Here is a 19870-nt window from a genome sequence, read left to right as displayed (position 1 = left end):
AGACCTTGCCATCCCCTGAATCCATCTCGAAGCAGTTCAAGGCTCCGTTAGTAATCTTCTGGACCGCCCTGATTGTGCGCATCGCGTACGTGACGATTGCGCACACCTACCACATCCGGACTTTTCAGGATCACTTCCAGTTCGGCTGGGAGATGGGCCGCATCGCACGCGCGCTGGCAACCGGCTATGGCTATTCCGATCCCTTCGTAGGGCACACCGGCCCCACCGCGTGGGTGCCTCCGTTGTACCCGCTGCTGCTCGCCGGCGTTTTCAAGATCTTCGGCGTGTATTCGGCGGCCTCGGCTTGGGTCATTCTGGCGCTGAACAGCGTCTTCTCTGCAGCCACCGCCCTCTTTGTTTATGAGATCGGCGCGCGCTGCTACAACCAGCGTGTGGCGAAATGGTCGGGCTGGCTGTGGGCCCTGTATCCAGCGGCAATGCAATACGCCGTGCACTGGGTCTGGGAGATGTCGCTCACGGCGATGCTTTTCACATGGGTGCTGGTACTCGCCCTGCGCATGCGCGGCATTGGCGGCGACGAGCCGAAGCAGACCGCCGGCCGCTGGGTACTCTTCGGAGCATTGTGGGGCATGATCGCCCTGTCGAACGCGACGGTACTGCTCTTCCTGCCGGTGTGCGGCATCTGGATCCTGCTGGGTGCACGGCAACCGGGCAGAGCAATCAGCCAGGCAGCATTGGCCGGCGTGGTCTTCCTTGCATTTCTCACTCCGTGGATCGTCCGCAACTGGCAGGTCTTCCACGTCTTCGTTCCTATCCGCGGCAACATGGGCGCCGAGATGTATGTGGGCAATGGTCCTGGATCGAATGGCTTCGCATTCATGGCAACGCTTCCCCTTGTCGAGCGCGATCCTGAAACTATCCGGTATCGCACGCTGGGCGAAGTCGAATACGTTCGCGAACAGGGCGAGAAGGCCGATGCCTATCTGAAGACGCATCATCGGCACTTCGCGGAGATTTCCCTCAAACGCTTCTACTTCTACTGGGCCAGCGTCCCGCACCCGGTCGAGCACTCCGCGCTGGCAGAGTTCGGACGCGAGTTGAGCTTTTGCTTTGTCAGCATCACAGGCGTCCTTGGACTGCTGCTGTCGCTCAAAAATCGCATTCCCGCGTCGGGGCTCTTCGCCTGGGCCTTCCTGCTTTTGCCACTAACCTATTATTTTGTTACAGTTGCGGCCCGATTCAGGCATCCACTCGAACCCTTGATCGCGATATTTTCCGTGTATCTTTTCCAGTCAGCGCGTCCGCGCAGACAGAAGCCGCTTGCATAAAAATTTTGCTCCTGCTAACTAATGGATTAGTTGATCGTCTGAACGAGTGACCCCATGCCTCCGAAGAAGTCCAACACGTTGACCGAAGCCGAGCTCAGGCTGATGAAGATCCTGTGGCATCGCGGCGAGTCCGCCGTGGGCGACCTGGTTGCCGCCATGCCGGAAGGCGAGGAGCTGGCGTACAACTCGATCCTGACGACCGTTCGCATCCTGGAGCAAAAGGGCTACGTCCAGCATCGGCAGGAGGGTCGCGCTTACCTCTACACGCCCTGCGTCGGGGAGCACGAGGCCAGCCGGTCTGAAATTCGCAACACCCTGCAGCGCTTCTTCGGCAACTCGCGCGAGCGGTTGCTGCTCTCGCTGCTTGGAGATGGCGACGTTACGCCGGAAGAGCTGGCTCGGCTGAAAGCGGCAATTGCCGAAGCAGCGGATGATGCTCCGATAGAGGGACGCAAGTGATGCCCCTGATGACATGCTGGACTGAATTCGCACAGGCAGCCGCGGGATCTCTCGTCACGGATATCTGGCAGGGCCTTGTGCTTGCAGCCGGCGTCGGGCTCTGCCTGCAGTGGCTGCCTCGCACTACCGCGCGGATGCGCTTCGCGGTCTGGGCAGCGGTCTTTGCGCTCATCGGAATTCTTCCGCTGCTGCACTCGTTCTCTACCGCAACACATCGCAGCACAACCAGCGCATTCGTTCACGCGGACACACGCTGGAGCCTCGGCATCGCCGCAGTGTGGGCGCTCTGCTCGCTGGTGCGCGCCGGACAACTGCTCCACGGAGCCATTCGCCTGCGCGCCGTGCATCGCAGCGCAAAGCCAGTCGAAGACGCTCCCGAGCTGCGCAGCGGTTTCCGCAGGGTCATGCTTTGCACCTCGTCTGAGGTCGACCGTCCCAGCGTGATCGGATTCTTCTCGCCCCGGATCCTCATTCCCGATTGGCTGCTCAAAAAGCTCACACCCGAAGAGATGGATCAGGTAGTGCTGCATGAGATGGGCCACCTCAATCGCGGCGACGACTGGCTGAACCTGCTCCAGAAAATCGGCCTCGTTCTCTTTCCGCTAAACCCCGCGCTGGTCTGGGTGGAGCGCAGACTCTGCCTCGAACGTGAAATTGCCTGCGATGACGACGTGCTCAACCGCACCGGTGCGCCGAAGAGTTACGCCACCTGCCTGACTCGCCTGGCCGAGCATCGCCTCGAGCGCCGCTCGCTCGCGCTCACACTGGGAGCATGGGGACGCAAGTCCGAACTGGCGCAGCGCGTCTACAGCATCCTGAAACGCGGCCCTGGCATGAGCCCGCTGCAGGCACGTATAGTCATGTCCGCGCTGCTGCTGTCGCTGCTTGGCGGAGCAGCCGGGCTTTCGCGCTGCCGCCAGCTGGTAGCCTTCACCGCCCCGCAGCCCGATGCGCCAAGCTGGACCGCCGAGGTGGCAACCGCGAATGACATGAAGGCAGCGATGCGGCCCGTGGTCTTTCATCCAAAGCAGTCGCCTCTGCACGCAGAGTTGCTGAAGGCCACAGTTCCCGCCCCGAAGGCTGCAAAGCCGGTTGTGAGAAAGAAGGTCCGGCCCCAGCAGCCACAGATGCTGAAGGCCAGAATCACGGAGCCACGTGCTCAGCAGCACTGGATCGTGATGACCTCCTGGGAATCCGACGCTCCCACGCTTGCAATCACGACCACCCGCAGCGAACGCGCCGAGTTTACGACTTACGCATTGCCAACCCCCGCGGGCTGGCTCGTCATTCAACTTTAATCACCGTTTTCTGCACGAAAGAAGGAGCAGCATGAACGAATCAACTAATCAATTAGTAGCAAGAGCTAAGAAGTACGCACTTCCGGCCGTTCTGGCGGCCTCGCTGGTTGCCGGCGGAGCCTCTTATTTTCACCACAGCGCCGCAGTCATGGCGGCTGGCAACGGCGCTGCACCTCTGCCTGATTCGAGCGTTTCGTCCCTGACTGCTCTCGATGACGCGGTGGAGGCGGTTGCCGCCAAGGTCACTCCTGCTGTCGTCAACGTCGCGGTCACGGCGAAAGCGACTCCCGGAGATGGGCAGGAAGACGATCAGCAGGACGGTCAGCAGGGCGAGCAACAGCAGCAGCTGCCACCGGGTTTTGCCCAGTTCTTTGGCCCGCAGGGACCGATGATGCGTCCGCAGCAGCCTCAGATCGAGCACGGCATCGGCAGCGGCATTATCATCTCGCCCGACGGCTATATCGTCACCAACAATCACGTCGTCAACGGAGCCATGCAGATTCGCGTCACGCTTCACGATCGCCGCGTGCTGAATGCGAAGGTCGTCGGCGTGGACAAGCTCACCGATCTCGCCGTCATCAAGGTCGACGCGAATAACCTGCCCAGCATCGCCTGGGGCGACTCGACGCTGCTCAAGCCGGGGCAGACCGTGCTCGCCTTCGGCAGCCCATTCGGCTACTTCCAGTTCTCGGTCACGCGCGGCATCATCAGCGCGCTCAACCGTCCCAATCCGTTCAGCAACGATCCGCGTAAGCCCGGCGGATACATCCAGACCGATGCAGCCATCAACCCCGGCAACTCGGGCGGACCGCTGGTGAATGCTCACGGCGAACTGATCGGTATCAACACCTGGATCATCTCCAGCGGCAGCGACTCTTTCGCCGGCGCAGGCTTCGCGATTCCGGTACAGATCGTGCGTTCGACGGCCGAATCCATCATCAAGACCGGAGCAGCACACCATGGCTATCTCGGTATCTCGATGAACGACGTCTCGCCTGAGAACGCCAGCTTCTTCAACCTCAAAGACGCGGACGGCGCGATCGTTGCCCAGGTCACTCCCGACTCGCCGGCAGGCACTGCGGGCGTGGAGCGCGGCGATGTCATTCGCAAGCTCAATGGCGAGCCCATCATCAACAGCAGCGCCCTGCAGGTTGCAGTAAGCCAGATCGCACCAGGAACCTCAATTACACTTGGCATCCTTCGCAACGGCAGTGAAAAGACTGTCAATGTAAAGGTTGGCGAATACCACGCAAACACTGAAGTCGCGAAGAACGGCGATGGTCCCAGCCAGCGCGGCAAGCTTGGCCTGGCTGTAGCGAACATCACGCCCGACGTGCGCCAACAGCTCAACCTGCCTGATCAGGTCCATGGCGTAGCTATCCAGAATGTCCGTCCCGGCAGCCCGGCAGAAGATGCCGGACTTTCACCGGGCGATGTGATCGAGGAAGTAGACCGCAAGCCGACGACCTCAGCACAGGACTTCGTAGACAAAGTTCACGGCAGCCCTTCCGGCAAAGACCTTCTGCTGCTCGTATGGTCACAGGGAGGTTCAAGCTACCGCATCATTCATCCGGAAAACAACAATAACAACAACGGCTCCGGCGACCAGGATGGTATGTAAATCCCCTTCACAGCCCCGGAATAACCCCATAAAAAGCGCCGCGCCAAGCGGCGCTTTTTATGATCGGAACTATTCCATGAAGATGCTCGAAGCCGGCTTCGTATGACCTTCCCTGCATAGTTCCCAACTACTTAATATGTTAGGAATAAGTAGATGCCTTCAACTTATCCCGGCAACCTCCAGGCAATGTTTTATAGTCCCATTCACCGAATAATTCTCGCGAATTTCATTGCCATGCTACCCGTCCGGGCCTAGAATCGGGCGCGGCCAAAGTTACCGCTCTATCGATCTCTCCTAACTTTGACTACAAGGAGATGATATGAGGGATAATTGCCGCGCTGTCTTACGCAGCCTACCCGCTCTTTTGCCTTTCATCCTTGCGGTCAGCCTTCAGGCCGCCACCTTATGCGTCGATCCGCATGGTGCAAAGGGCTGCTACTCGACCATTCCCGCTGCCATCGCCGCCGCCTCGCCGGGCGATATCGTCCAGGTCAGGCAAGGCACCTATCCGGGCGCCATCAGCCTTACCAAATCTTTGACCCTGCAAGCAGCACCGGGAGCCAAGCCCGTTATCGATGCCAACGGCCGGCCCAACGGCATCGTCGTCAACATCTTCTCCCCTAATACGACCGAGTGGACCTGGAGTGGCGCCGTCCAGGGCTTCGAAGTGAAGAACGCCCTCTTCGAAGGCATCCTCGTCATCAACGCATTCGGTGTCGTCATCCTCGACAATTACGTGCATTCAAACGATCAGGCGCTGGATGTATCCACCGGCACTTGCCCAGGCCTGAACACGACGCTCGAACCCAACGAACAGGCAAACTGCGGCGGAGGCATTCACCTTATCGGAGCAAACGTTTCGTCGGTATTGCGCAACCTTGTCGAGGACAACGCCGTCGGCATACTTGTCACCGATGAAACTGTCGCCTCCGGCGCCGTTCGAATCGCCGGTAACCTGGTCCGGGATAACTCTTATGACGGGATTCTCTTCGCGACTTACCCTCCCTTCCATAGCGTTTCATATAGCGCCATTGAGAGGAACAGGTGCTATCACAATGGAACGATTGGAAAGAGCGGCGGCGCCGGCATCCTCCTCTTCAGCCCGAACCTGGACGGCTTTAACCTTTTCAATTCCATCTCGTACAACGACCTGAGAGAAAACAGCGGCCCGGGAGTCGCATTTCACCAACTGTCCAACGGAAGCGCCGACGAGTTTTCCGTGCCAGTCGGTGGAGATATCCTCGGCAACTATTTTTCCGGCAACGGCCCTGATACCGGTGCCTTCGCGACGTCGGGCTCCACTGGAATCAACATTCACGAAGCCTTCTTCGTTAACGTCTTCTCGATCCAACGAAACCAATTCGCAGACGAAGCCATCGATATCGCCTTCCTCGCAACCGACGGCAGCACGGTGCCAATACAGTTCAATGACTTTGGCGACGACCGCGGTGTCGGAATCTCCTGGCCCGGCAGCGGAGCGACTTCTGTCCTGAATGGAACTTATAACTGGTGGGGCTGTCCCGTTGGCTCCTCTTTTGGCTGCAGATATCTGCTCAGAGGCGGCGGATCAGATGTTGGCACGACCATCGTCGCGCCCGCCCTCACCGACCCCCTCGACCTGAAGCTCCGCTGAGCACATCAGCCCAGTCACCTTGCACAGGAGACGTTATGAGATCCGCTTCCAGAAGTTCGCTCCGCATCCTGCTCTATGTCTTGCCCGCCCTCGTTCTGCTCGCTCCCGCGGATAGGCTCACTGCAATCACCCGGTGCGTCAGCGCCACTCCCACTACGGGCTGCTACACCAGCATCGATAATGCACTCATCGCGGCTGTAAACGGCGATGTCATCCAGGTGCGGCAGGGCACCTACATCGGCCCTGTCTCGATCACCAAATCCATCACGCTGCAGGCGGCACCGAACTCGCGACCCATCATCGACGCCACCGGTAAACCGAACGGCATCGTGATTGGCTTTCCCCGCCATGCTCCGGTCACTTCGACGGATCCCTCCATTCAGACCGTATCCAACGTTGCAGTTCAGGGATTCGAGGTCGAGAATGCGCAGTTTGAAGGCATTCTCGCTGTGAACGTCTCGCTCGTGACCTTGCTCCAGAACTATGTGCACGATAACGATAAGGCGCTCGATCCATCAGCTGGCACCTGTCCCGGCCTTAACACCGAGATCGAGACAAATGAGCAGCAGGACTGCGGCGGAGGCATTCACCTGATGGGAGCGTATCAATCCTCGGTCTTCGGCAATGTCGTGGAGAACAATGCCAGCGGCATCCTTCTGAGCGACGATACGCAACAGTCAAGTTATGACCAGATCACAAACAATATCGTCCACGATAACGGGTACGGCTCCGGCATTGCCATCGCAAGTAATCCTCCTGCGCCATTGAGCACTTACAAGCCAGGAAAAAGTTATGTGTACCTGGTTTACACCGTCACCGTTGATCGTAACCAGTCCTATCACAATGGCACGCGGTCAGGCACAGGTGCAGGCATCGGCATCTTCGCTCTTGGCTCAGGAAACAATGCTTTCCAGATCACTGCATCGTATAACGACCTGGGAGAGAACGCTGGCCCCGGCCTGGTCATGCACAACAATGTGGCAAGCCTCTACTTCATCGCGGTCTTTGGCAACAATCAGATCATTAACAATCGCATTCACGGCAATGGACCGGATAGGAGTAACCCGGCCTCGTCGAGTTCCACCGGCATCAGCGTCCACGCTGCGGGTCAGGCCTTCGCCGTCATCCAGGAAAATGAATTCAGCAAAGAAGCGACCGATATCGCCTACGCGGTCCCGGCAGGGAGCTTTCTCTTCAATCAATTCAATGATCTCGGAGACGACCGCGGAGTCGGAATCTCCTACATCGGAACCCAAGACCCCTTCAGCGGCCAACCTAGCCTGTTCTCGCTCGACGCCAGCTACAACTGGTGGGGCTGCCCAACCGGAGCCTCCGCGAATTGCCGGTCGATCCTTAACCCCGGCGGCCCGGTGAACGGCGTTCAGTATCAGGTCACATCCTCACCGGCTCTTACCGAGCATTTCGATACCAGGATTCGCTGGTAGCCTGGTGACTTGATGGTAGTTTTCGCGCTCACGGCGGTGGATCCCGATCCATCGCCGTGAGCTAAAAGGAATGCCTAGGCGGTCTCAACAACATCAGCGCGGCGCAATCCCGGAGCAAGTGTCTGCAGGATGCCCAGCCCGAGCAGGTAAGCACATGCAGAGATCACAAACAGCGAAGCGTAACTGTGTGTAATCTCGAGAACCCAACCCGTGCTGAGTGAGAAGAGAACGCCTCCAGCCGAGCCCAGCGTTCCTCCGATGCCGACCACGCTGCCTACCGCGGATCTCGGAAACATATCCGAGGCAGTGGTGAAGAGGTTTGCCGACCATCCCTGGTGCGCAGCGGCAGCCAGGCTGATCAGGGCAATGGCTGTCCACTCATTTGAAACCCGGCTTACGAAGAAGATTGGCGTAACAGCGATCGCACACATCAGCATCGTCGTGATGCGCGCACGAGTCATCGTCATTCCCGCGCGATTGAGTAACGCGGGAAGCCATCCGCCGCCGATGCTGCCAATGGTCGCGACGTTGTAGACCGCGATCAGCGGCAAACTCAACTGCCCCAGCCCGAGGTGAAAACGCCGCGTAAGAAACAACGGCAGCCAGTAAAGATAAAACCACCAGATGGGGTCAGTCACAAATTTTGCGAGTGCAAAGGCCCAGGTCTGCCGGTAGCCGATCAGCTTCTTCCACGGAACCGAAGGCCCGGCCTCGGCGACGTTACTGTGGATGTAGGCGTACTCTTCCGGGGTGAGCGTACGGTGTTTGGTTGGCGTGCGATAGAAGACGAGCCACAGCCCGATCCAGCTTGCACTGAATACTCCTGTGATGAGAAATGCCGCCTGCCAGCCATATCGCAGGGCGACCCACGGCACGATCGCCGGGGCCAGGATCGCGCCCACACTCGTTCCGGAATTGAAGATACCCGTAGCCAGCGCTCGCTCGTTCTGCGGAAACCATTCCGCCGTCGTCTTTATGGCAGCAGGAAAATTGCCCGACTCGCCGATTCCGAGGGAGAAGCGCGCCGCGGCGAACTCGAAAACCGTGCGCGCAAGCGCATGGCTCATCGCCGACAGGCTCCAGATGCCCATGATGACCGCGTAGCCGATGCGCGTTCCCAGTTTGTCGACCATGCGGCCTGCCAGCATCAGCCCGAGCGCGTAGGCAAATTGAAACCCGCCAACGATGTAGCTGTACTGCAGGTCTGTCCAGCCGATGCTCTTTTGCAGCATGGGAGCAAGAATGCTCAGCACCTGCCTGTCCATGTAGTTGATGGACGTGGCAAAGAAGAGCATGCCGCATATCGTCCATCGCACCTTGCCGACTTTGCGAAGTGATGGACTGGCGCTGAGTTCTGCCTGCAAGCCTGACGCTCCTGATTCCTGCGGAAGTTGTGAGAACCGCAGTGTATCGCGTGCGATACACGGTTGGCTTCAATCCATCATTTATGCGACAGCGAGGAATAGCGCTGTAACACCAGTGCTATGCCTCCGCGCAACCGGCTGAGTGCGCCATCGCGTGACGGAATAAGCCGTGGCGGCGCACCGGCAAGAATGTGCACGCGCAGCGACTCTTCGAGGAGGGTTCCGTAGCGATGCCACTGCTTTGCGAATTCACCGCTGATCATGATCGTCTCCGGCGCATAAGCCGCCACGATCATGCGCAGGCCAAGGCCAAGGTGAACCGCCATCTGCTCCAGCGCCTTCTGTGCAAGCGCATCGCCCTTGTCCGTAAGTTGCATAATCTCTGCAAACGACGGTCCCGAGGACTTCCTGCTGGCCTTCTGATAGTAGCGCTCAGCCGCCCGGTTCGAGGCGAACATCTCCCAGCAGCCGCGAGCGCCGCACTGGCAGAGCGGACCGTTAGGATCCATGGACACATGGCCGAACTCACCGGCCATGCCATGCAGCCCCCGCACCAGGTGTCCATTACTGATGACGCCCACGCCGATGCCCTCCGCCACGGCGACCACCGCCATGTGACTCACACCGCTGGTCTGCCCAAACCAGATCTCTCCCAGCACGCATGTGTTCGCGGCATTCTCAAGCTCGACGTGCAGGCCGGTTCCCCGCTCCAGCGCGCTGCGGATGTCAAAGTTCGTCCACTTCAGGTTGGGTGCGAAGATCAGTTGCTGCTTGTCATCCACACCGCCGGGCACGCTAATGCCGATGCCCTCGAAGATGCGATCGGGATGCCGCTTCACCAGCGCCTTGATCGCCGTGACAATCTGCTTCACGCCTGCCTTGGGATCTTGAGACAGGGCAATCGTCTCCTGCCACTGCAGGTTGCCGCTCACATCGGCCAGCGCAAGAATCGCGCTGCCCGGGTGGACATCGGCCACGATGATGGCACGCAGCTCATTCAGCTTCAGAAAGGTAGGCCGCCGGCCGCGCGGCAATCTGCCCCGCGCTCCCTCAACAACCCACTTCTCGCGAATCAGCTGCTCCACGATCAGCGAGACCGTGCTGCGCTGCAGGCCGGAAAGCCGCGCCAGTTCGGCACGCGAAATCGGCTGCCTTGCGCGAATCAGGTTCAGCGCCAGGTTGCGATTGATATTTCGCGTGGTCTCATTCGATGCCGTTTCAATATTTGCAAGATCAACTCGCCGCATGGTTGAGCACCTGCCTCCGGAATTGCGGTTTTGTGCCTGCCTGCAACGGCTTTCGTCCGCTCGCGTTTGTGCAACAGTATCGCATCCCGTGGTGAGGCTCACGCCGATTGCAGGGAAGGCCACGGTATCGCGTGTTGGTTTCAACCTGCAACTAAATCGTGTATAAGGGATACCGTTCCGGATCCTCGCCCACTGGAGAAGGACAAAAGGTGGAGGCAGTATGATCTCTCGACGTACCTTCCTGGACGGCATGGCAGTCACCGCCGCCAGCGCGGCGATCCGTTCCACGGCCAAAAGCTATGCCCAGATCATGGGCTCAAACGACAAGCTGAACTTCGCGATCATCGGTCTTAACAGCCGCGCCTACGCGCACCTCGCCGGTATGCATGCCAACAGCTCCTCTGTCCGCGTCACGCACGTCTGCGACGTCGATACGACCATCCGCGAGAAGTATGTGAACAAGACCGAGCAGGTGCTCGGCTATAAGCCCGCCGCTACGAAGGATTTCCGGGAAATCCTCGCCGCAAAGGACGTAGACGCCATCACCATCGCCGCTCCCGACCACTGGCACACGCCCATGGCGGTGCTCGGCGTGAAGGCCGGCAAAAACGTTTACGTCGAAAAACCCTGCAGCCACAATCCCCGCGAAGCCGAACTGATCGTCGCCGCGCAGCAGAAGCACGGCAAGCTCATCCAGATGGGCGACCAGCAGCGCTCCTCGAAGCACACCATCAAGATCATCGGGCAGATTCACGACGGCCTCATCGGCGAAACCTACATGGCCAAGTGCTGGTACGTGAACACGCGCCAGTCCATGGGCATCGGCAAGCCAGTGCCTGTGCCGGCCACGCTCGACTGGGATCTCTGGCAGGGACCGGTTCCGCGCAGCGATTACAAGGACAATATCCATCCCTACAACTGGCACTGGCTGCGCCGCTTCGGCACAGGCGAAGCGCTCAACAACGGCACGCATGAGTTCGACATCTGCCGCTGGGCGCTGCAGGTTGAGCATCCCGAGTCCGTCAACGCAACCGGCGGACGCTACCAGTTCAAGGACGACTGGCAGTTCTACGACACGCTGGTGACCAGCTTCCAATACTCCGGCAAGACCATCTCCTGGGAGGGCCGCAGCTGCAATGGCATGCGTCTCTACAATCGCGAACGCGGCATGGTGATCCACGGCACGAAGGGTTCGGTCATCCTCGATCGCGACGGCTACGAGGTCTACGACTGGAAGGGCAAGAAGACCGACGAGTTCGCGACGGGACACCAGACCTCGACCAACGATCTGCTCGGCTCCGACCAGATGACCGACGATCACTTCGCCAACTTCATCGCCGGCATCAAGTCCGGAGAAAAGCTCAACTCTCCCATCCAGGTCGGAGCGGTCAGCGTCATGTCACTGCTGCTCACCAACATCTCCTACTTCGTCGGTCGCCAGCTCTCGATCGACACCCAGACGGCGCACATCAAGAACGATCCTGAAGCGATGAAGTACTGGGATCGCGAATACGAAAAAGGCTGGGAGGTGAAGGTCTAGACCTTCACCCTGCATCCCGCCTCACTGCTCCGGAGAAAAATTCAAATGGCAACGAATCCCTCAGCCGCCAACGCTGGAACGATCCAGCTTGGCGGCGAAGTCACCGTCGATCGCCTCGGCTTCGGAGCCATGCGCATCACCGGCCAGGGCGTCTGGGGACCTCCCGCCGACCGCGAGGCTGCTCTCGCCACACTTCGCCGCACTGTTGAGTTGGGCATCAACTTCATCGACACGGCCGATTCCTACGGCCCTGAAGTCTCAGAAAATCTCATCGCCGAGGCTCTCCATCCCTATCCCAAAGACTTAGTCATCGCCACCAAAGGAGGATGGACACGCGTAGGCCCCGGCCAATGGCTGCACAACGCCAGCCCGAAGCATCTCGCCGAAGCCGTCGAAGGCAGCCTGAAGCGGCTGAAACTCGACCGCATCGCGCTCTACCAGTTGCACGTTCCCGATCCGGCCGTCTCCTTCGATGCCTCGATGGAAGCCATCGCGAAGATGCGCGAGCAGGGGAAGGTTCATCTCGTCGGACTCTCAAACGTCACGCAGGAACACCTCGAACGCGCCCGCAAGATCGTGCCCATCGTCTCCGTGCAGAACCGCTACAGCTTCGCCGACCGCGAGTGGGATTACCTCCTCGATCACTGCGAAGCGAACGGCATCGCCTTCCTGCCGTGGAGTCCGCTGGCGCAAAATCGCAAGGCCAACGAAGTCGTCGAAAAGATCGCCGGGGCTCGCGGAGTTTCGCCCATCGTCGTTTCGCTGGCATGGCTCTTACGCCGCTCGCCGGCGATGCTGCCCATCCCCGGAACATCTTCGGCAGCACATCTCGAAGAAAACGTCGGCGCGGCATCGTTCGAACTCAGCGACGCCGAATTTGCCGAGCTGGGCGCGGTGGTTCCCAAGCCCTTCAGCCTACGCTGAATCTCATTCTCCGGTAGTCGCAGGCCATCCTGCGACTACACAGCATCAGGCGAAATGCTTTAATCTTCCTTTGCAGAGTGACAGGCCCATCCGCCTGTCGCGAAACCTGATCCACAACAAACCGGCACTGAGGAAAACATGCGCGTTGGAGTATTCACCCCGCTGCTTGCGCAGCTATCGCTCGAAGCTGTCCTCGAGAAACTGCAATCGCTCGGTATCCAGACCGTCGAGCTCGGCACCGGCAATTATCCCGGCGACGCCCACTGCAAGCTCTCCATGCTCGATAACAAGAGCGAGCTCGATACGTTCCAGAAGACCCTCGACAAGTACGGCTTCAGCATCAGCGCCCTCAGCTGCCACGGCAACGCGCTGCACCCAGACAAGGCAGTCGCCGCCAAGGCGCACGAAACCAGCCGCAAGACGATCCTGTTAGCCGAAAAACTCGGCGTCTCCACCATCGTCGACTTCTCCGGATGCCCCGGCGACTCGCCGACCGCGAAGGCTCCCAACTGGGTCACCTGCCCCTGGCCGCCTGAATATCTCGACGTCCTCAAGTGGCAGTGGGACGAGATCGCCACGCCCTACTGGACCGAGCACGCAAAGTTCGCCGCCGACCACGGCGTGAAGATCGCCATCGAGATGCATCCCGGCTTCCTGGCCTACAGCCCTGAGACGCTGCTGCGCCTGCGTTCCATCGCCGGCCCGTCGCTCGGTTGCAACTACGACCCCAGCCACATGTTCTGGCAGAGCATCGATCCCATCGCCGCTGTCCGCGTGCTGGGCGACGCGATCTTCCACGTCCACGCCAAGGACACGCAGATCTACACCACCAACCTGCCAAAGACCGGCGTGCTCGACACCAAGCCCTACACCGACGAGCCGAATCGCGGATGGATCTTCCGCACCTGCGGCTACGGCCACGACGCCGGCTGGTGGAAGGAGTTCGTCTCCACGCTGCGCATGTTCGGCTACGATGGCGCGCTCTCCATCGAACACGAAGACAGCCTGATGTCACCAGAAGAAGGTCTCGCCAAGGCGGCGCACTTCCTGAACGGCATCGTCATCAAAGAAAAGCCAGCAGCGGCGTGGTGGGTTTAAAGACAGATATGAAAAAAATCAAAGTAGCGATTCTCGGCACCGGCTTCATGGGCCGCGTGCATCTTGAAGGACTGCGGCGCACCGCGAACGTAGAAGTCGCCGGCATCGCCGGACGCACCCTCGAAGCCGCGCAGAAGCTGGCCTCGGGCTTCGACGTTCCCAAGGCCGTCACCGATTATCACGAACTGCTGGCCGATCCTGAAATCGACGCCGTCCACGTCTGCACGCCCAATGCCTTGCACTACCAGATGTCGAAGGATGCGCTGCTCGCCAACAAGCACGTGCTCTGCGAGAAGCCGCTGGCAACGAGTGTCGAGGCCTCGAAGGAAATCGTAGACCTCGCCGCCGAGCGCAAGCTGCGCAACGCCATCTGCCACAATCTGCGCTTCTACCCGATGGTGCAGCAGATGCGCCGCATGATCGAAGACGGAGACCTCGGCGACGTACTCGCCGTTCAGGGCCGCTACTTTCAGGATTGGCTGCTCTTTCCCACCGACTGGAACTGGCGCATTGAAGAAGCCGCGGGAGGCGAACTGCGCACCATGGGCGACATCGGCTCACACTGGTTCGACCTCGCCGAACACCTCACCGGACTGCGTGTCAGCTCGCTCTGCTGCGATCTGCAGACCTTCCACAAGACACGCAAGCGCCCGACAGGCTCCGTACAGACCTTCACACAGTCGGCAACGCCCGGCGTTGATACACCGGTCAGCACCGAAGACTACGGGAGCGTCATCTTCCACATGGGCGACCGCGCGCGCGGAACCATGGCAGCCAGCCAGCTCGCAGCCGGACGCAAGAACGGCCTCATGATCGAAGTCTGCGGCTCGAAGGCCTCCGTCGCATGGAGCCAGGAACGCCCCGACGAGCTCTGGGTCGGTCATCGCGACACCGCCAACAGCATTTACATCAAAGACCCCGGCCTCATGAAGCCCGCCGCCAGCCTCTACGCCGACCTGCCCGGCGGACACAGCGAAGGCTACGACGACACCTTCAAGCAGATCTTCCGCCGCTTCTACGCATCCATCGCCGATCCCTCCGCGCCTGCCGATTATCCGCAGTTCGCCGACGGACTGCGCGGCATGAAGATCATGCATGCCGAGTCCGAGAGCAACCGCACCCGCGCATGGGTGGATGTAGCAAAATAACGTTCGTCGCAAGAAAGGTTCCCCGGTGCTGATCCTCGCCGTAATCCTCGCCATCTTCGTTTATGGAATGATCGCCGCGACACTGGGGAGCATTCTGCCCGGCCTCTCGGACCGCTTCTCGCTCACACCCGGCCAGAACGGCAGCGTCGCCTTTGCACAAGCTCTCGGCCTCATCCTCGCCTCGCTCGCCGTCGGCCCGCTGCTCGATGCCGAAGGCAAAAAGATCGGCCTGGTGCTCGGCCTCGCGCTGATCTCTGCAGCGCTCTTCGCACTGCCTAAGTCAACGGGATACAAGAGCATCCTCGGGCTGCTCTTCCTGCTCGGCGTAGGTGGAGGCATCTTAATCACGAGCGCCAACGCCCTCGCCAGCGATCTCGGCGGAGCGCATCGCGGCACAGAGCTGAACCTGGTGAACCTCTTCTTCGGACTCGGCGGACTCGTTACGCCGCTGATTACGGCAAGAGTTTTCGGCAAGAACTGGGTCAAGCTCTGCTACGCCATAGCCGGCTTCACCGTGCTCACTCTCGTCTTTGAGTTCCTGACGAAAATGCCCGGACCCACCGGCGAACACAGCGTGCAATGGGCAGGCCTCGGCACCCTGCTGCAGAATCCGCTGCTGCTCATGCTCGGCCTCTTTCTCTTCCTCTACATCACCTGTGAAGTCGGTGTCTGGAACTGGCTGCCGCGCCACCTGATCGCGCAGGGCATCCCCGAATCGAAGGCGCTGACCATCCTCTCGCTCGGCTTCGCTCTCGGCCTGCTGGTCGGGCGCCTCGCCGTCTCGCCGATCCTCATCCACGTCCCCGCCGTGACCGTGACGCTGCTCGCATCTGTAACCATGGCGGTGACAACATTCCTGATGCTGCGCACCAGCAGCCCGCTCATGGCCACTGTCTGGGTCGGTCTCGCAGGCGTGGCCATGGCTCCAGTATTTCCCACCACGCTGGCCATCGTAGGCGACGCCTTCCCGGCCATGACCGGCACCGCCCTCGGCTTCGTCATCACCTGTGGATGGGCGGGCCTCGCCGTCAGCTCACGCGTTATCGGCGGAATCGCCGGGGGTGACCCGAAGCGCCTGCGCACAGCGCTCATGGTAATCCCCTGCTCCGCCGTGCTCATGATTGTCCTGAACATCCTTATCCGGGCCCGCTTACAGAGCTAAGCTCAATCCAGCCGCCGAACCGGCGCGCTGGACAGAGCAGATTGTTGTGGCATAGAACTATATCTGCGAAAATTTCTAGCGTTCGTGGCGGCCTCTGCGGCCACGAATCCGTCTTCCGAACCAGGAGGAACTTTGATGTCCGCCTCACGCCGTGAATTTCTCTTAGGCCTGGCCGCAGCGGGAGTCGTCGCCAAGCTCCCATCGACTGCGCTGGCCGCAGCGCCGCCACCCCTCTATCCGCCGATGGATCTCGCTTACTTCGACACGCCCATCCATCACGGACCATCGAATATCAAGATCGGCTATGCGGCCATCACCTGGGACGGCCACGATGAGCAGGCGATTGAAGACATTTCCGCCGTCGGCTATCCCGGCATTCAGCTCAGATCGAACCTGCTGAAGGAAATGCCCGACCCCGTAAAGGTGAAAGATCTGCTCGCCCAGCACAAGCTCACCTTTGTAGCATTCTCAAGCGGCAATGCGACGCTTTCTCCCTCCGAGCACGACAAGCTCATCGCCACGCACGTCGAGCACGCAAAGTATTTGAAAGCCGCAGGCGGAAAGTATCTGCAGCTCGTCGGCTCTTTCGAAAAAGGCCGCACCTACAATGCCGCCGATTACAAGACCGAGGCCGCATTCCTCACTGAAGTCGGCAAACGCATCTCCGATTACGGCATTCAGTTGGGCTTCCACAATCACATGGATTCGATCGGTCAGCCGCCAGAAGCGGTAGACGCGATCCTCGAAGCCTCCGACCCGCGCTACGTGAAGCTTGAGCTCGACACCGGCCACTATGTGCAGGGCGGCGGCGATCCCGTAAAGGCGATTCACAAGTACGCAGGCCGCCTGCTCTTCCTGCACCTCAAGGACACAACACCAAGCTCTGCCGCAAAGGGCGGCTACCAGTTCGCCGAGCTGGGACAAGGCCGCGTCGACTTCCCCGCAATCTTCAAGGCACTCAACGAGGTCCACTTCCGCGGCTGGGGCATCATCGAGCTCGACGGAGAACGTCCCGGCATCGATCGCACACCGAAAGAGTCCGCTGAAATCAGCAAGAAATACCTCGAAGAGAAGATCGGAATCCGCGTATGAGCTGCCAGTTTCGTGTCGCCGTCATCAACGATGAAATCAGTCAGGACTTCGATCACGCCTGCTCTGTCGCAGCAAACGACTTCGGTCTTCAGTGGATCGAGCTTCGCGGCATGTGGAACAAGAACATCACCGATCTCGACTCGAAGGAGATCGCCGAAGCGCGCCGCATTCTCGAAAAGTACAAGCTGCGCGTGACCGACATCGCCAGTCCGCTCTTCAAGACCGACTGGCCCGGCGCTCCTATCTCGAAAGAGAGCCCGCATCGCGACCAGTTCCACGCCGACTTCGACTTCAAGCAGCAGGACATTCTCCTCGAACGCTGCCTGGAGCTGACCAAGGCCTTCCAGACCGATCGCCTGCGCTGCTTCGACTTCTGGCGTCTCGAAGACCCGAAGCCCTATCGCGCCGCCATGAATGACAAGCTTCGCGAAGCCGCTGACAAATGCGCAAAGCACAACGTCATCCTGCTGCTCGAAAATGAAATGGCCTGTAACACCGGCAGCGGCAAGGAAGCGGCGGAGTTGCTGAAAGAAATCACCAACAAGAACTTCATGCTCAACTGGGACCCGGGCAACTCGGCTACCTTTGCAGGCGACGTGCCCTACCCGGACGACTACAAGGCCATTCCCTTCGACCGCATCGGGCACTGCCACTGCAAGAACGCAACACGCAGGGAAGGCGGCAAATTCGACTGGCAGCCCGTAGGCACCGGCGTTGTTGACTGGGTCGGTCAGTTCCGCGCACTCAAGCGCGACGGCTACCACTACGCCGTAAGCCTTGAAACGCACTGGCGCGGGGCGGGAACTCCCGAGGCCTCCACGCGCAAGAGCATGCAGGACATGAAGGCCGCACTGAAGAACGCCGGCCTCGACTGCTAATCCTCATCGGCCCGCCATGCACGGCGGGCCGATCCTTATTCGACGGGCAGGCGAAACTCGTTGTGATCTCTGCCGAGCAGAGCACAGAGTGCCTCGACCACCAGGCCATGGTCTTCGCGCTGCGCGAGTCCCGATACGGTCACAGCACCGATCACCCCCGCTCCACGGACATGCAGAGGAAAGCTCCCGCCATGCGAAGCATAGTCCGAGAGCGGTAATCCATACTTCTGCATCATGTCGCTATTCTTCTGTTGTAGCTGCAGACCAACGGCATAGGAGCTGCGCAGGAATCGCGCCACCACGTTGCTCTTGCGCCGCACCCACTCGGAATTGTCCGGGGTCGTATTGGCAAGCGCGGTGAAGAACAGCTGCTGCCCGAAGCGCCGCACATCGATCGCTACCTTGTGATTGCGTTCCGTGGCAAACTGCCGCAGCTTCGAACCGAGCTTCCACGCGCGCTCCGCATCGAAGCTTGGGAAAACAAGCTCCGACTCCTGTACCGCAATCTTCGCAAGGTCATCAGCAATCGGCATATCTCTCCTAAAAGTGAACAGCGGGAATGGAAACCCTTCGCGCCTCACGGCACGAGGTGTAAATGCTTTGCACAAGCTGCAATGCACGGTAGCCGTCGACGCCGGAGCAGGCAGGCGGACGGCGCTGCGTGCAGGCATCGCCGAAATCTTTCAACTGCCGCTCGAATGGCACAAGCGAAATCGCCATGGGATCGGAAGCACCCGATGCGCCTGCCCCCACAACAGGCGCAGGCTCTCCGCTATCGTCCTTCACATCCCAGGTCGTAAGCCTGTCACCCGTGATGATCGCCGAACCTTTCGTGCCATGAATCTCAATGCGCTCAGGATAACCCGGCCAGATAGCCGTCGCCGCCTGGATCACGCCAATCGCACCAGAAGCGTAGTGCATGACCGCGGTCACTAAATCTTCCGACTCGATGCGATGCAGCGCACCGAGCTTCCAGTAGCCGGAGACCTCATCGACCGCTCCAGCAAGATACAGCAACAGGTCCACCTGGTGAATCCCCTGGTTGATGAGAGCGCCGCCTCCCTCAACCGCCCAGCTGCCCTTGATCGGCCGGCTGTAATATTCCGCGGAGCGATACCACTTCACATAAGCATCTGCCTGGAGGATTTCGCCAAGCCTGCCCTCGGCAATAGCCTTGCGCAGGAAGATCGCCGAATCATCGAAGCGATGCTGGCTGACGACACCAAGCGTAATATCCGCATCCTGAGCAAGCAGGATCATCCGTTCCGCAGTATCGAGCGCGATCGCCATCGGCTTCTGCACCAGCACATGCTTACCGTTGCGCGCGCACATCTCGATGACCTGCAGCCGATAGTCGGGCATCGTGCACACATCCACGAAATCGACTCGAGGATCGTTGCAAACCTCTTCCGCTGTCGCAAAAAACTCAGCTCCCGTCGCAGCCGCGAACTCCCTGCCGCGCGACTCGGTCGTATTCGTGCACGCGACGATCTCATAACCGATATTCCGGTATGCCTGCGCATGCTTGGCTGCGATAGCGCCGGTGCCGATCATTCCAACCCGCAAGGTTTCCTCCACGACAGAAAACATACCCGTCAAACCACGTAGGTAGAATGCCACACAATTGCGAATTGCCTCGCCTGACAGATCTGCCTTCCCGCGTTATCGTGGA

At 59.9% G+C, this 19870-nt stretch carries 17 protein-coding genes; 13 read left to right on the top strand and 4 right to left on the bottom strand.

From position 1 onward, the window contains the following. Window positions 1-5: 5 nt before the first annotated feature. The 6 genes from LJD29_RS11435 to LJD29_RS11410 all read left to right on the top strand — a co-directional run bounded on the left by LJD29_RS11435 (window position 6) and on the right by LJD29_RS11410 (window position 7745). Complete coding sequence (locus tag LJD29_RS11435) at window positions 6-1289, top strand: ArnT family glycosyltransferase (RefSeq protein WP_446741664.1); 1284 nt, start codon at window positions 6-8, stop codon at window positions 1287-1289. Between the two features lie 54 nt (window positions 1290-1343). Further along, window positions 1344-1748 (top strand): BlaI/MecI/CopY family transcriptional regulator, encoded by a 405-nt coding sequence (locus tag LJD29_RS11430; RefSeq protein WP_446741663.1) that lies wholly within the window; start codon window positions 1344-1346, stop codon window positions 1746-1748. Then, complete coding sequence (locus LJD29_RS11425) at window positions 1748-3046, top strand: M56 family metallopeptidase (RefSeq protein WP_446741662.1); 1299 nt, start codon at window positions 1748-1750, stop codon at window positions 3044-3046. Before LJD29_RS11430 ends, LJD29_RS11425 begins: the two co-directional genes overlap by 1 nt. Window positions 3047-3077: 31 nt before the next feature. Next, window positions 3078-4667: a Do family serine endopeptidase gene (locus LJD29_RS11420; protein WP_446741661.1), complete on the top strand. Its 1590-nt coding sequence runs from the start codon at window positions 3078-3080 to the stop codon at window positions 4665-4667. Between the two features lie 319 nt (window positions 4668-4986). Continuing rightward, window positions 4987-6300 (top strand): NosD domain-containing protein, encoded by a 1314-nt coding sequence (locus LJD29_RS11415; protein WP_446741660.1) that lies wholly within the window; start codon window positions 4987-4989, stop codon window positions 6298-6300. Window positions 6301-6335: 35 nt separating this feature from the next. Continuing rightward, window positions 6336-7745, top strand: a complete 1410-nt coding sequence (locus tag LJD29_RS11410; protein ID WP_446741659.1) for a right-handed parallel beta-helix repeat-containing protein — start codon at window positions 6336-6338, stop codon at window positions 7743-7745. A 74-nt stretch (window positions 7746-7819) separates the two neighbouring features. Here LJD29_RS11410 and LJD29_RS11405 read toward each other — a convergent pair whose 3' ends face one another. Then, window positions 7820-9109, bottom strand: a complete 1290-nt coding sequence (locus tag LJD29_RS11405; protein WP_446741658.1) for an MFS transporter — start codon at window positions 9107-9109, stop codon at window positions 7820-7822. 77 nt (window positions 9110-9186) lie between these two features. Beyond that, the gene (locus tag LJD29_RS11400; RefSeq protein WP_446741657.1) at window positions 9187-10356 is read right to left on the bottom strand and encodes an ROK family transcriptional regulator; all 1170 of its coding nucleotides are present in this window, start codon (window positions 10354-10356) and stop codon (window positions 9187-9189) included. A gap of 220 nt (window positions 10357-10576) precedes the next feature. On the opposite strand from LJD29_RS11400, the gene LJD29_RS11395 reads away from it, so the two are divergent. The 7 genes from LJD29_RS11395 to LJD29_RS11365 all read left to right on the top strand — a co-directional run bounded on the left by LJD29_RS11395 (window position 10577) and on the right by LJD29_RS11365 (window position 18198). After that, window positions 10577-11896 carry a Gfo/Idh/MocA family protein gene (locus LJD29_RS11395; protein ID WP_446741656.1) on the top strand — a complete coding sequence of 440 codons (1320 nt, stop codon included), beginning with the start codon at window positions 10577-10579 and terminating at the stop codon, window positions 11894-11896. Window positions 11897-11941: 45 nt separating this feature from the next. Then, on the top strand, window positions 11942-12820 hold the full coding sequence (locus tag LJD29_RS11390) for an aldo/keto reductase (protein WP_446741655.1): 879 nt from the start codon (window positions 11942-11944) through the stop codon (window positions 12818-12820). A gap of 138 nt (window positions 12821-12958) precedes the next feature. Next, window positions 12959-13918 (top strand): sugar phosphate isomerase/epimerase family protein, encoded by a 960-nt coding sequence (locus tag LJD29_RS11385; RefSeq protein WP_446741654.1) that lies wholly within the window; start codon window positions 12959-12961, stop codon window positions 13916-13918. 8 nt (window positions 13919-13926) lie between these two features. Further along, entirely contained in the window at window positions 13927-15066 is a 1140-nt protein-coding gene (locus LJD29_RS11380) for a Gfo/Idh/MocA family protein (RefSeq protein WP_446741653.1), read from the top strand. A 25-nt stretch (window positions 15067-15091) separates the two neighbouring features. Beyond that, entirely contained in the window at window positions 15092-16228 is a 1137-nt protein-coding gene (locus tag LJD29_RS11375; protein WP_446741652.1) for an MFS transporter, read from the top strand. 135 nt (window positions 16229-16363) lie between these two features. Continuing rightward, window positions 16364-17320 (top strand): sugar phosphate isomerase/epimerase family protein, encoded by a 957-nt coding sequence (locus LJD29_RS11370; protein ID WP_446741651.1) that lies wholly within the window; start codon window positions 16364-16366, stop codon window positions 17318-17320. After that, complete coding sequence (locus LJD29_RS11365) at window positions 17317-18198, top strand: sugar phosphate isomerase/epimerase family protein (RefSeq protein ID WP_446741650.1); 882 nt, start codon at window positions 17317-17319, stop codon at window positions 18196-18198. Before LJD29_RS11370 ends, LJD29_RS11365 begins: the two co-directional genes overlap by 4 nt. Window positions 18199-18233: 35 nt before the next feature. Here the strand turns inward: LJD29_RS11365 and LJD29_RS11360 are convergent, their stop codons facing one another. Both LJD29_RS11360 and LJD29_RS11355 read right to left on the bottom strand, forming a co-directional pair. Next, window positions 18234-18731, bottom strand: coding sequence for a heme-degrading domain-containing protein (locus LJD29_RS11360; RefSeq protein ID WP_446741649.1), 498 nt, complete (start codon window positions 18729-18731; stop codon window positions 18234-18236). A 7-nt stretch (window positions 18732-18738) separates the two neighbouring features. Then, the gene (locus tag LJD29_RS11355) at window positions 18739-19764 is read right to left on the bottom strand and encodes a Gfo/Idh/MocA family protein (RefSeq protein WP_446741648.1); all 1026 of its coding nucleotides are present in this window, start codon (window positions 19762-19764) and stop codon (window positions 18739-18741) included. Window positions 19765-19870: the final 106 nt, after the last annotated feature.

The sequence above is a fragment of the Silvibacterium acidisoli genome (assembly GCA_022870745.1).
In the GTDB taxonomy this organism is placed as follows: Bacteria; Acidobacteriota; Terriglobia; order Terriglobales; family Acidobacteriaceae; genus Silvibacterium.
Note: the sequence above shows the minus strand (reverse complement) of the source record. Positions and strands in the feature narration are given on the sequence as shown.